The sequence below is a fragment of the Gymnodinialimonas sp. genome (assembly GCF_059726805.1).
Window position 1 is genome coordinate 1,981,643 of sequence record NZ_AP041059.1, and the last position, 12,176, is coordinate 1,993,818.

At 63.7% G+C, this 12,176-nt stretch carries 10 protein-coding genes; 6 read left to right on the forward strand and 4 right to left on the reverse strand.

Features of this window, described 5'->3' with window-relative positions:
* Positions 1-29 precede the first annotated feature (29 nt).
* From AC6I9R_RS09775 to AC6I9R_RS09785, 3 genes are all read right to left on the reverse strand, one after another.
* On the reverse strand, positions 30-275 hold the full coding sequence (locus AC6I9R_RS09775) for a glycosyltransferase family protein (RefSeq protein WP_461425382.1): 246 nt from the start codon (positions 273-275) through the stop codon (positions 30-32).
* Positions 276-318: 43 nt separating this feature from the next.
* Positions 319-1,308 (reverse strand): cobaltochelatase subunit CobS, encoded by a 990-nt coding sequence (gene cobS, locus AC6I9R_RS09780; RefSeq protein ID WP_461425383.1) that lies wholly within the window; start codon positions 1,306-1,308, stop codon positions 319-321.
* A gap of 181 nt (positions 1,309-1,489) precedes the next feature.
* Positions 1,490-3,223, reverse strand: coding sequence for a serine protease (locus AC6I9R_RS09785; RefSeq protein ID WP_497863102.1), 1,734 nt, complete (start codon positions 3,221-3,223; stop codon positions 1,490-1,492).
* 302 nt (positions 3,224-3,525) lie between these two features.
* Between AC6I9R_RS09785 and AC6I9R_RS09790 the strand changes: the two genes are divergently transcribed.
* The 6 genes from AC6I9R_RS09790 to AC6I9R_RS09815 all read left to right on the forward strand — a co-directional run bounded on the left by AC6I9R_RS09790 (position 3,526) and on the right by AC6I9R_RS09815 (position 11,662).
* On the forward strand, positions 3,526-4,455 hold the full coding sequence (locus AC6I9R_RS09790; RefSeq protein ID WP_461425385.1) for a glycine--tRNA ligase subunit alpha: 930 nt from the start codon (positions 3,526-3,528) through the stop codon (positions 4,453-4,455).
* Positions 4,452-4,907 carry a DUF6446 family protein gene (locus AC6I9R_RS09795; protein WP_461425386.1) on the forward strand — a complete coding sequence of 152 codons (456 nt, stop codon included), beginning with the start codon at positions 4,452-4,454 and terminating at the stop codon, positions 4,905-4,907. Before AC6I9R_RS09790 ends, AC6I9R_RS09795 begins: the two co-directional genes overlap by 4 nt.
* A gap of 5 nt (positions 4,908-4,912) precedes the next feature.
* Complete coding sequence (gene glyS, locus AC6I9R_RS09800; RefSeq protein ID WP_461425387.1) at positions 4,913-7,138, forward strand: glycine--tRNA ligase subunit beta; 2,226 nt, start codon at positions 4,913-4,915, stop codon at positions 7,136-7,138.
* A gap of 128 nt (positions 7,139-7,266) precedes the next feature.
* Positions 7,267-9,804, forward strand: coding sequence for a putative PEP-binding protein (locus AC6I9R_RS09805; RefSeq protein ID WP_461425388.1), 2,538 nt, complete (start codon positions 7,267-7,269; stop codon positions 9,802-9,804).
* 162 nt (positions 9,805-9,966) lie between these two features.
* Complete coding sequence (locus tag AC6I9R_RS09810; RefSeq protein WP_461425389.1) at positions 9,967-10,653, forward strand: cell wall hydrolase; 687 nt, start codon at positions 9,967-9,969, stop codon at positions 10,651-10,653.
* A gap of 97 nt (positions 10,654-10,750) precedes the next feature.
* Positions 10,751-11,662, forward strand: coding sequence for a dihydroneopterin aldolase (locus AC6I9R_RS09815; protein ID WP_461425390.1), 912 nt, complete (start codon positions 10,751-10,753; stop codon positions 11,660-11,662).
* On the opposite strand, the gene AC6I9R_RS09820 is transcribed toward AC6I9R_RS09815, so the two are convergent.
* Positions 11,655-12,101 (reverse strand): GNAT family N-acetyltransferase, encoded by a 447-nt coding sequence (locus tag AC6I9R_RS09820; RefSeq protein WP_497863103.1) that lies wholly within the window; start codon positions 12,099-12,101, stop codon positions 11,655-11,657. The genes AC6I9R_RS09815 and AC6I9R_RS09820 overlap by 8 nt on opposite strands.
* Positions 12,102-12,176 lie beyond the last annotated feature (75 nt).

Here is a 12,176-nt window from a genome sequence, read left to right on the forward strand (position 1 = left end):
CGAGGGGAAACTGGGCGGCGATAGTCCCGCTAGGACGTCGCGAGACTTCCGAAGCTGGCGAATAGAAAGACCAGCAATGACACGACGAAATACGCGATCCCCGCGCGGCGGCGGTAGAGAAGGCCCACGCACCCCACCGCCATGGGCAGGGCGACGGAGCCAAGGGAATATCCAATGAAACCGGCCCAATCAAAGCCATCCAGGCGGTCTTGGGTGATCACGATATAAAGGATCGGGCCCGCTTGCAGGGCGATCAGGCATGTGAAGGTGACCAAAACCCACCACGCGACAGGGGGGCGGGGTTTGGCCGGTTCCGGGTCAGCCAAGCGACATGGAGGCCGCGCTTTCCGGCAGCTCTTCATCGAAGCAGCGTTGGTAGAACTCGGCCACGGTCTGACGCTCCAACTCATCGCATTTGTTGAGGAAACTCACGCGGAAGGCGTAGCCCACGTCGCGGAAAATCTCAGCGTTCTGGGACCAGTTGATGACGGTGCGTGGCGACATGACGGTGGACAACTCGCCATTCATGAAGGCCGTGCGCGTCAACTCCGCCACGGTAACCATCTGGTTCATCGTCTTGCGGCCCGCCTCGGTGTTGTAGTGCGGGTTCTTTGCCAGAACGATGTTCACCTCGGCATCGTGGCTCAGGTAGTTCAGCGTTGCCACCAAAGACCAGCGGTCCATCTGCGCCTGGTTGATCTGCTGCGTGCCGTGGTAAAGGCCCGTCGTGTCGCCCAGACCCACGGTGTTGGCCGTGGCGAACAGGCGGAAGTTGGGGTTCGGCGTGATGATCTCGTTCTGGTCCATCAGCGTCAGCTTGCCGTCGGTTTCCAGCACGCGCTGGATCACGAACATCACGTCCGCGCGGCCCGCGTCGTATTCGTCGAACACGATCGCAACCGGATTGCGCAGCGCCCAGGGCAGGATGCCCTCGTGGAACTCCGTCACCTGCTTGCCGTCACGCAGCTTGATCGCGTCCTTCCCGATCAGGTCGATCCGAGAGATGTGGCTGTCGAGGTTCACACGGACGGTCGGCCAGTTCAGGCGCGCGCCGACTTGTTCAATGTGGGTGGATTTACCGGTGCCGTGGTAGCCCTGGACCATCACCCGGCGGTTGTAGCCGTAGCCCGCGAGGATCGCGAGCGTGGTGTCGGGGTCGAACTTATAGGTGGAATCGATCTCAGGCACGCGGTCTGTGGGCTCGGCAAAACCCTTTACTTTCATGTCGGTGTCGATGCCGAACACCTCACGGACCGAATATTCCTCGGTCGGTTTTGCATCGATGCTCAAGCTGGTGCCGTCGGCCATGGTGCCCTCAATCTCTCTGAAATCTCGTCGCGTCGGGATGCAACATATCTCGGGGGGCTGCAAGGGGAAGGGCGGCTGCACTGTTCACAACGTAAAAGGCCGGGCATCTGTGCCCGGCCGATTGCTTTATCAGGTGGCACCTGCGTTCTTTTCCGAACGTTAAGTCCAGATCTGGCTGTCGTTAGTTCCAGCAGCTGACGCGCACCGTCATGTCCTGGGCTTCGCGGCTGACATTCTCGCGGTTGAGCACGCCCAGGGGCTGCGCCGTCGTCACGCCGACGCCCGCCGCCTGCAACACGCCGATCAATTGATCGGCCCGCAGCGCCAGTGTCACGTCAGAGGGCAGGGTGCGGTCACCGACCGTCCCCGGCAGCACCATGCCGATCACATTGCCCGAAAGGTCGAGCACGGGCCCCCCTGCTTCGGTATCGGCGGTGTTGACGGTGAGGCGTTGGACGGTGTCTTCGCCATTCACGCCGCGCAGATCCGCCAACGAGCCGAATGACGTCGAGGCCGAGGACAGGGCCCCCCCGAACGGGTAGCCCGCCACGGCGATATCGGCGCGCAGTCGGGCCGGGTCGGTCGCCATGCGTGCAAACCCGAGGGGTGCCAGTTGTTGCGAGGGCGACAGTACGGCAATGCCGAGCGCGTCGTCGCGGTAAGTGACCGTGGCCTCATAGGCATTGTCGATCAGGATTTGACCGCATTGGCCCACCGCCTCCGTCGTCGTCAACACGGTGCCGCGCGCATCAAGGAAGAACCCGGTGCGCACAATGTCAGGGCGGCGCACGGTCAGGCCCGAGACCATGTCGATGCTCTCGTCCAGGCCCTCAGGCACCGCTGCGGGGTCGAGCGTGCCGTCAACAGCGGCGAAGCTCGCCTGCATCATCGGCAGCACCCGCTCCATCTGCGCGTCGGCCTGAGGCTCCCAAATCAGGGTGAAGCCCTTGACCGCGCCGCCGACCAGGCGCGCCTCGGTATGGCTGCGCAGGGTGGCGGATTGGCCGGTAAGCGTGAAGCTGTCGCGCCCCCGCTCGCGCTCGCCTTCCAGGGGCACGATGTCGAGGGTCTGCATGATCTCGTAGAGACCGAACAGCGTGGCCCGGTCGCCCGGCTGGCTGATCAACATGACACGCACGCCGCTGTCGTTGATTTCCTCATATTGGGCGAAGGGGAAGTTGTAACTGTCGAAACGAACCATCGACATCGGCAGATCCATCTGGATGCCCGCGCGCTGGTCCAACACGTTGCGCATGCCAAGCGCGTTCAACTCGCCCTGGTATTCTTCAAGCAATTGCGCCCGCTGGCGCGTGGTAAGGATGCCCGAAGGCTCCATCCCGCGCGAGGTCTGATAGGCCTGCATGGAGCCACGGGTGCCGGGGCCGAAGGCACCGTCGATGCGACCGGTGTAAAAGCCGAACCATTGCAGGGCGATCTGAAGCTCATCACGCTGCTCGCGGGTCAATTGGGCCTCGGACTGGCGGGCTTGCTGCGGGGTTTCATCGGGGGCGGCGACGGCGACTTCTTCTACCGGGGCTTCCGCGGGCGCCTCTGCGGTTTCTTCCTGGGCACCGGCGGCCACGGGGAAGAACTGCGTCGCATAAAGATCGCCGTCCTCGATGAAGCTGTCGCGCGGGATCAGGCCCTGGCCAAGCAATTGTTGCAGCACCAACTGACCGGTGCCCGCATCATAGGGACCAAGCGCCACGGCATAAAGGCCAGTGGTCGCGCGAAAACCGTTCACGTTTTCGACCAGCTGCGCATAGGCGCGGATGCGTTGTTCCGCCGTTGCAAGGTTTGGATGCGCCTCGATCTGGACCCAGACCTGGCCCTGTGCATGGGCGCTGGACGTCGTCGCGCCGATGAAACCGAAAACCACAAAAGTCAGGGCAAAAAGCCCCTGCAAAAACCGCATCGCCATATCTATCCTGAAGCCCTGTCTGTAATACTTGTGCGCGCTTGAGCGGCGCAATACGCAGCCCAAGCGACAACTTATCGACGCTTTGCGTGGATTGCACCCTGTTTTGCAATAGTTTTCCACAAGTCGTGACCGGGGCGTGGCGCAGATGCGGCAGGTCGTTAACGCCGTTAACCCTTTGGTTGGCCTGTGCGGCGTCTGGCGCGCCCACCGTTGAGCCTGGCCCACGCTTCATTGACCACGGCCCCCGCCCCGTCTAGAGCGTTGCGCCAAACCCGACCCACCCCGGAGCCCTGTCCATGGCCGACGCCAGCCCCCCTCGTTCGTTCCAAGAGATCATTCTGCGCCTACAGGCCTATTGGGCGGGCAAGGGCTGCGCGATCATGCAGCCCTATGACATGGAAGTTGGCGCAGGCACGTTTCACCCCGCCACGACCCTGCGATCCCTGGGCACGCGGCCCTGGACGGCGGCCTATGTTCAGCCCTCGCGCCGACCGACGGATGGACGCTATGGCGAGAACCCGAACCGGTTGCAGCACTATTATCAGTATCAGGTGATCGTCAAACCCTCGCCGCCCGACCTGCAGGACCTATACCTGGGATCCTTGCGGGCGATTGGCATCGACACGGACCTGCATGACATCCGCTTTGTGGAAGACGATTGGGAATCGCCCACCCTCGGCGCCTGGGGCCTGGGGTGGGAGGTCTGGTGTGACGGCATGGAAGTCAGCCAGTTCACCTATTTCCAACAGGTCGGCGGCCACGATTGCCACCCGGTCTCGGGCGAATTGACCTACGGGCTGGAGCGTCTGGCGATTTACATCCTTGGCATCGATCACGTCATGGACATGCCTTACAACGACCCCGACGCGCCGATCCCGCTGTCCTACGGCGACGTGTTCCGCCAGACGGAAAAGGAATACTCGCGCCACAACTTCGATGCCGCGACCACCGAAGCGCTCCTGCGCCATTTTGAGGACGCGGAGGCCGAGTGCCAGCAGTTGCTGTCCCATGAAGCGACAGATCCCAAGACCGGCAAGCACATCATCATGGTCCACCCGGCCTATGACCAGGCGATCAAGGCCAGCCACCTGTTCAACCTTCTGGACGCGCGCGGCGTGATTTCGGTGACGGAACGCCAGGCCTACATCGGGCGCGTACGCGCGCTGACCAAGATGTGCGCCGATGCGTTTGTTCAAACCTCGGCTGGCGGGGCTGAAGTGGCGTGACCTCCGGCCGGTTCATCGTTTACCTGATCATCGGCATCACGGTGGTCTTTGGCGTGGCGCTGTGGTGGTTCAACACCCGCGCCTACTACACGCCCCTGGAGGTTGTGGAAGTGTCGGTTCAGCGCCCCGATGGCGCACTTGTGCCATTGGACATCACCGGGGCAGAGGGCATCGACGCCACGACCTCGCCCCTGCGGTTTCGCGCGTGTTTTCAATTGGTTGACGTGGCCCCCCTGGCAGAGGCCGCGACCTATGACGACCCCACGCCGCTGATCGGCCCCGGCTGGTTTGACTGTTTCGACGCCACCGCCATCGGCGAAGCGCTGGAGGCGGGCGCGGCAACCGCCTACCTCGGCCAACGCAACGCCGCACGCGGTGTCGACCGCGTGGTGGCCATCTTCCCCGACGGGCGCGGCTTCGCCTGGACACAACTCAACGGTACTTTGGAGTAATTCCCATGCCCGATCTTCTGCTGGAACTCTTCTCCGAGGAAATCCCCGCCCGCATGCAGGGCAAGGCTGCCGCTGATCTCAAGCGGCTGGTCACAGACGGGTTGGTGGAGGCAGGGCTGACCTACGCCTCGGCCGGATCTTTCGTGACGCCCCGGCGGTTGGTCCTGACGGTTGAGGGGCTGACGGAAGCCTCGGCCACGACCGTGGAAGAACGGCGCGGCCCCAAGGTCGGCGCGCCCGAAAAGGCGTTGGAGGGCTTCTTGCGCGGCGCGGGCGTGGCGCGCGCGGCTTTAGAAGAGCGCGCAGAAAAGAAGGGCACGTTCTACTACGCCAAGGTCACGACCGAGGGCCGCGCGGCGTCAGAGATCATCGCAGAACTGGTGCCCCAGATCATCCGCAGCTTCCCATGGCCGAAGTCGATGCGCTGGGGCGATGGCGCCTTGCGCTGGGTGCGGCCGTTGCAGTTGATCCTCTGCATCTTGTCGCGCGAAGACGGCTCGGAAATCGTGCCGTTCGCCGTCGATGGCATCACCTCGGGCAACACGACAGAGGGCCACCGGTTTATGGCGCCGGGACGGTTCACTGTTTCGTCGTTCGAGGACTACGCGGCGAAATTGCGCGCTGCAAAGGTGGTCTTGTCCGCGTCGGACCGGGCGGAGGCGATCTGGCACGACGCCACCACGCAGGCCTTCGCAGCAGGGCTTGAGGTTGTGGAAGACAAGGGGTTGCTGGACGAGGTCGCGGGGCTGGTTGAATGGCCGGTCGTGTTGATGGGCGCGATTGATGAGGCGTTTCTGGGCTTGCCTGCCGAGGTGCTGCAAACCTCGATGCGCGAACACCAGAAGTTCTTCTCGGTCCGCAATCCGGCGACGGGCCGGATCGAGCGGTTCATCACCGTGGCGAACCGAGAGACGGCGGACGACGGCGCAACGATCCTTGCGGGCAACAGCAAGGTGCTGTCGGCGCGTCTGGCGGACGGAAAGTTCTTCTGGGACAACGACTTGCGCATCGCGCGAGAGGGCATGGGAGACTGGCGAAAGGCGCTGGAAAACGTGACTTTCGAGCGGCGCTTGGGCTCTCAGGCCGAGCGGGTGGAGCGGATCGCGGCACTGGCGCGAGAGATCGCGCCGATGGTCGGCGCAGACCCCACGGCGGCGGAAACGGCAGCGCGGATCGCCAAGGCCGATTTGAGCTCCGAAATGGTATACGAGTTCCCGGAACTGCAGGGCACGATGGGCAAATACTACGCGCTGGAGGCCGGGTTGGACCCCGCGATTGCGGCGGTCGCCGAAGAGCACTACGCGCCGCTCGGGCCGACGGATGACGTGCCGACGGCGCCTTTGTCGGTGGCCGTGGCGCTGGCCGACAAACTGGACCTGCTGACGGGCTTCTGGGCAATTGACGAGAAGCCAACGGGGTCGAAGGACCCGTTTGCTTTGAGGCGCGCGGCGTTGGGGGTTATTCGGATTGTTTTGGATGGGGGGCGACGTCTGCCGCTCCGTGCTCTTTTGGGTGAAGCCCAGGGCGCTTTGGCATCGCAATTCAATAAGCGTTTATCTGAATTGAAAGAAAAACGTCGCGGTCAGGCGGATCTAGCAGGTGTTGACACGACTGCCGATGGCGAAGGGCTAAGTATAATTCGCGGCGAGAACGATCCCTGGACCGAACTGCTCGGATTTATGCCTAAACCAGTTCTCGGAGCAGACCATGACCTCCTCGCCTTCTTCCACGACCGCCTCAAAGTCCACCTGCGCTCGGAAAGCATCCGCCACGACGTCATCGACGCGGCCCTCTCCATGCCGCCAACCGACGACCTCACCCTCGTCGTGGCCCGCGCCCGCGCGCTTCAAGCTTTCCTCGACACGCCGGATGGCGAGAACCTGATCCAGGGCTACAAGCGCTCGGCCAATATCCTGGCCCAGGCCGAAGCCAAAGACGGCGTCGAATACCGCTACGGCGCGGACGTGAAATATGCCGAAACCGACGAGGAACGCGCGCTGTTCACAGCGCTTGAAGCAGCGCGCAAAGCCATCGGCCCCGCGCTCCAGGACGAGCGGTTTGAAGAGGCGATGACCCAAATGGCCAAGCTGCGCGCCCCCATCGATGCCTTCTTCGAGGTCGTTCAGGTCAATGCCGAAAATGACATCATCCGCCGCAACCGCCTGAATTTGCTGCATGATATCTCGGAAACCTGCGGCTCGGTCGCGGATCTGACGAAGATCGAAGGCTAGAGCGGGCTGGCGCGGCCCCGCGCGGTTCGCAACACTCCTGCGGTAAACTGTCTTAGACCTGTCCACCAAACTGGACAGTTAACCTTTGGGTTGTATGTTTCGCGAGACCCAACCCTTGAGCCCGGCCCATGCTGACCACGCCCGATTTCACCGAGATCACGCCCACCGCCGATATCCGCACGGATCGGCACGGGAACCGTGCGAAATGCCTGCAGCGGTTGGCGCGGCTGGACATGCCAGTGCCCCATACGGTCGCGCTCAGCTTCGAGACGGTGCGCGCGATTGCCGATGGGCAAATGCCGGATCTGGAGGCGCTTGTGGGCGTTTTTGGCCCCGGCGCGTTGTTGTCGGTGCGCTCGTCCTCGCAGACGCCCGATTGGGGCGGTCCGGGCACAATCCTGAACGTCGGCATGTGCGACGCCACCGCGGATGCGCTTTCGGAGACCCACGGGCCGGACGTCGCGGGCGCCGTCTATACCAGCTTCATCCGGTCCTACGCCGTCGACGTTCACCGCCTCGACGCTGAGGAATTTGAGAACCCGATCACGCCGCGCCTGGCCAAACAGGCCTATGAGGCCGAGATGGAGGAGGCGTTTCCGCAAGATCCCACCACGCAATTGGCGGAAGTCCTGCGCTCGATGGCGCGGGCCTGGGAAGGCACGACGGCGCGATTATTGCGCCAGGCCCAGGGCGCGCCCGCGGATGCGGGACTTGGGCTGGTCGTGCAGAAGATGGCGCTGGGGCCGGGCCAGGGAATTTCCGGCGCCGGTGTCGTTCAGTTCGTCTCCTCAGATACCGGCACGGCGCAAATCACCGGGCGCTATCTGCCGCGTGGGCAGGGGCGTCAGGCCCTGACGGAAGGGGCGGCGCAGTTCATCGAAAGCGATCCGCGCGGGCCCGCGTTAGAGGATATCGCACCCGCCCAGGTGCAGGCGCTGCGCGACGCGCACGTGCTGATGCGCAAGCGTCTGCGCGAGGAAATGCAGATCGAATTCACCTTGATGGATGGTGCTTTGTCGATCCTCGACGCGGTACGGACCCCGCGCTCGGCCCGCGCGGAGGTGGAGGTCGCCGTCGCGCTGGCCAGCGACGGCATCATCGCGCGGGAAGAGGCCATAACGCGGATCCCCCCGTTCACGTTAAACGGGCTGTTGCACCGCCAGATCAAGGCAGGCGCGGCGCGCGATGTGTTGACCACCGGCATTCCGGCAGCTCCGGGTGCCGCGTCGGGCAAGATCGTGTTCTCTGCCGCCGCGGCCCAAGCCGCCGCCGCCCAGGGCGATCCCTGCATTCTGGTCCGCCGCGAGACCTCGCCCGAGGATATTCGCGGCATGCACGCGGCCCAGGCGATCCTGACGGAGCGGGGCGGCGTGACCTCCCATGCCGCTGTTATTGCTCGCGGATTGGGCCTGCCCTGCGTGGCCGGGGCGACGCAGTTACAGCTGGATCAGCGCAAGAAGACGATCACCGTGCCGGGCCGCAAAGTGTTCCATGAAGGCGATGTCATTACCCTCGACGGCTCCGCCGGAGAGGTCCTGGTGGGTGCTGCCGCGATGGTCGAGCCCGCCCTTGGCGGTGCCTTTGCCACGTTGATGGATTGGGCCGACGCGTTCCGTGACATCGGCGTGCGCGCGAACGCCGACACGCCCGAAGACGCTGCGATGGCGCAGCGTTTTGGCGTCGACGGGATTGGCCTGTGCCGGACCGAGCACATGTTTTTCGACAGCAACCGCATGACCGTGATGCGCGAGATGATTTTCGCCGAGAACGCTGAAGATCGCGCCGCGTCCCTCGACCGGTTGCTTCCGATGCAGCGCAATGATTTCATTCAGTTGTTCGAACTGATGAAGGGCCAGCCGGTCACCATCCGCCTCTTTGATCCGCCCCTGCACGAGTTTCTGCCCCGCGACCGCGACGGCATCCGCGCGCTGGCCGAGGCGCTGGATCTGCCGGTCAGCCGGGTTGCGCAGCGAATCGAAGCCTTGCAGGAATTCAACCCGATGCTGGGGATGCGGGGCGTTAGACTGGGCATCACGGTGCCCGAGATTTACGAAATGCAAGCCCGCGCGATTTTTGAGGCGACGGTGAAATCGTCCAAGAAGGGCGCCAAGGTTGTGCCCGAAATCATGATCCCTCTGGTCACCGCGCGCCGTGAGGTGGAGCTGGTGAAATCCTCTATCGACGCCATCGCGGCGGAGGTCCGGGCGAAGACTGGCAGCGATTTCACCTATTGTCTCGGCGTGATGGTCGAGACGCCGCGGGCCGCGTTACGCGCCGGTGAAATCGCTGAGCATTCCGAGTTTTTGTCGTTCGGCACCAATGACATGACCCAGATGACTTATGGCCTGTCGCGTGACGATGCCGGGCGTTTCATGTCGGCCTATGTGCAACAGGGCGTCTACCCCGAAGACCCGTTCCGGCAGCTTGATGTGGACGGGGTCGGGGAATTGATGCATTTGGGCGCAGAGCGGGGCCGCGCCGCGCGCCCGGAGCTGACCCTGTCGCTGTGCGGTGAGCATGGTGGCCACCCGGAGTCAGTCGACTTTTCGCGCAAGGCGGGCTTTGACTATGTGTCATGCTCTCCGTACCGGGTTCCGGTCGCAAAACTGGCTGCTGCGCAATTTGCTATCAAAGACAAGGCATTGGACGGCGACATTAAAGTATAGCTTTAACGGCGTTCACTAAATCTTGCGGTCGCTTCGGGCGTTTGCGCAGGATTCAGGGCGCGTTTTGTCATTTTTCCGATTTGCGTTAACACCCCTTCAAAGAAGACCGGTCAGGCTCCGCATCAGAATGGATCCGGCCAATTCCCTTGGAAGGGTGCAGTGATGAAGTTACGGTTTTTGTCCGCGGTGGCCGCGGGCCTTATGTCCTTTTGTGCGGCAACGGGCGCGTTTGCCCAGAACGTGTCGGCCACGGATGTGACGCTCAGCACGTCAGCCTCGGCCAATGGATTGTCAGGCGTCCTAGATCAATTGATGGGTATGGAGGCGGCGTCGCTGTCGGGCCTTTCGGCCAGCCGTCTGCGCCAGATCGGATCAGCCTTTGACGCGGGCCGCGCCCGCAACGACCGCCGTATCATGGATGTCGCTGAGTTGGACGCCCTTCGCGCGCCGCGCGGCAACGCGCAATGGCAGTGCCTAACGGAAGCGCTGTACTTTGAGGCACGGGGTGAGCCGATTGAGGGCCAATATGCCGTCGCCGAAGTGATCCTGAACCGGGTCGATGCCGCGAACTACCCCGATACCATTTGCGGCGTGATCACCCAGGGCACCGGCCGCCAATTCGCCTGCCAGTTCACTTACACCTGCGACGGCCGTCCGGAAGAGATGACCGACGCCGCCGCGATGCACCGTCTGGGCCATATCGCGCGCATCATGATCGACGGCGCGCCGCGCGATCTGACGGCAGGGGCGACGCATTACCACGCCGATTGGGTCAACCCCCGTTGGGCCAGCGTCTATCCGCGCACGACTGAGATCGGGATCCATCACTTCTATCGCCAGCAATACTGAGCGCACGTCGGATTTGGTCTGATTGACGCCGGAAGCTGGCTCTGTCGGCCTGCGCGTGCTGTGGTAAACGGCCCCAAACCGCAGTTTGGGGCGCGCCATGACCGACGAGATTACACAAGCCTTCAGCCACCCGATGGAACGGGCAAAGGCCACGGCTGATGATACGCCGCGCGACCGCATTTCGATGACGGATCACATCCGTGAGGTCGAGATCGGGGCGTTTCAAGCGGAACGGGGCGTGACCCAGAAGATCCAGTTCGATGTCGTTGTCGAGGTCGAGACGCGGGCCGAAAGTGCCACCGATGATGTGGACCGGATCCTGAGCTATGACACGATTGCCGAGGCGATAGACGCGGCCCTGGCGGCAGAGCGCGTGAACCTGCTGGAAACGCTCGCCGCACGGATCGCTGACGGTATTCTGGAGCATCCCCTGGCCGCGCGCGTTTTCGTGCGCATCGGCAAGTTGGACCGGGGGCCCTACACGTTGGGTGTCGAGATCTTGCGCGAAGCCCCGAAAGGCCGGCGCCGTTTGCGCCTGCTGGCGGATGCCGCGCCGCATCCGATTGTCGTCTATCTTTCGGACGCCGCGATCCATCGCGCTGATATGAAAGGTCTTTTGGATGCGCTGGAGCGTGCGGATGCGCCGCTGATCCTTTGCGTAGACGCCCCCAACCTGGCCCTCCCCGAGGCTGCCCATGCGATGCCCCAGCGGCGCATCGCGCTTCTGGCCATCGAGCAATCGGCCTGGGTTCTGGCGGCGCGCGACCCGCGCTGCGTGGTGGTCGATAGCCGAACCGAGCTCGATTGGGCGATGCGGCAAGGCAAGATCAGCGTCTGGGCGCCGTCGAAACTGGTGCTGGACGCCGTAGACGGGCCGGGCACCGACGTCACGGACCCGGTCGCACTGACCCATTGGCTGGCCGAGGCGTTTGAAGCGCAGCGGGTGATCTCCATCGGGGGACCCGAACCAGAGGCGTATCCCACCGATGCGATACCGGATCTTACCTGAGCCGCATCAAAAGGCGCGGGCCCTCGTTGTAGGGCGCGGGCTCGAACCCGGCCTTCTCCATCACGCGCAGGGAGGCGGTGTCTTCGGGTGCGACATGGCCGAAGAAATGGTCTTCCCGCAGGGTCGTGCGGGCGTGATCGAGCGCCGTGTTGAGGAACTCACTGGCCAGGCCTTGGCCCCAAACCTCTGGAATGAAATGGAAAAGCACCTCAAGCCCGTTCTCGGCAAAGCCGATGCGAAAGCCGCCGACGCCCACGTCGTGGCCCGCGTGGGTCAGGGTCCAGGGCGCAATCGCGTGGCGCGCCCAGTCCTGCTGGTCGCGGCTCAGGTCACCGGCGCCGGCCTCTGCGAAGAGGCGGGTGTAAAGCGGCAAGGCCTGCGGTTCGGGCGGGCGGCCCGTCAAACGCAGGGTCCGAAAGAGTGGCGTCTGAGTGTCCATACGCAATCGTGCCAGAGAAGAGGCCATCGCGCGAGCCTTGCTTTTATTGCTCGTGCAACGATCTGTCGCCCGCTT

Excerpts from the sequence above, each read along its gene's own strand:
- cobS (WP_461425383.1), bottom strand. The coding sequence starts at position 1,308 with ATGGCCGACGGCACCAGCTTGAGCATCGATGCAAAACCGACCGAGGAA.
- AC6I9R_RS09785 (WP_497863102.1), bottom strand. The coding sequence starts at position 3,223 with ATGCGGTTTTTGCAGGGGCTTTTTGCCCTGACTTTTGTGGTTTTCGGT.
- AC6I9R_RS09790 (WP_461425385.1), top strand. The coding sequence starts at position 3,526 with ATGGCCGACGCCAGCCCCCCTCGTTCGTTCCAAGAGATCATTCTGCGC.
- glyS (WP_461425387.1), top strand. The coding sequence starts at position 4,913 with ATGCCCGATCTTCTGCTGGAACTCTTCTCCGAGGAAATCCCCGCCCGC.
- AC6I9R_RS09805 (WP_461425388.1), top strand. The coding sequence starts at position 7,267 with ATGCTGACCACGCCCGATTTCACCGAGATCACGCCCACCGCCGATATC.
- AC6I9R_RS09810 (WP_461425389.1), top strand. The coding sequence starts at position 9,967 with ATGAAGTTACGGTTTTTGTCCGCGGTGGCCGCGGGCCTTATGTCCTTT.
- AC6I9R_RS09815 (WP_461425390.1), top strand. The coding sequence starts at position 10,751 with ATGACCGACGAGATTACACAAGCCTTCAGCCACCCGATGGAACGGGCA.
- AC6I9R_RS09820 (WP_497863103.1), bottom strand. The coding sequence starts at position 12,101 with ATGGACACTCAGACGCCACTCTTTCGGACCCTGCGTTTGACGGGCCGC.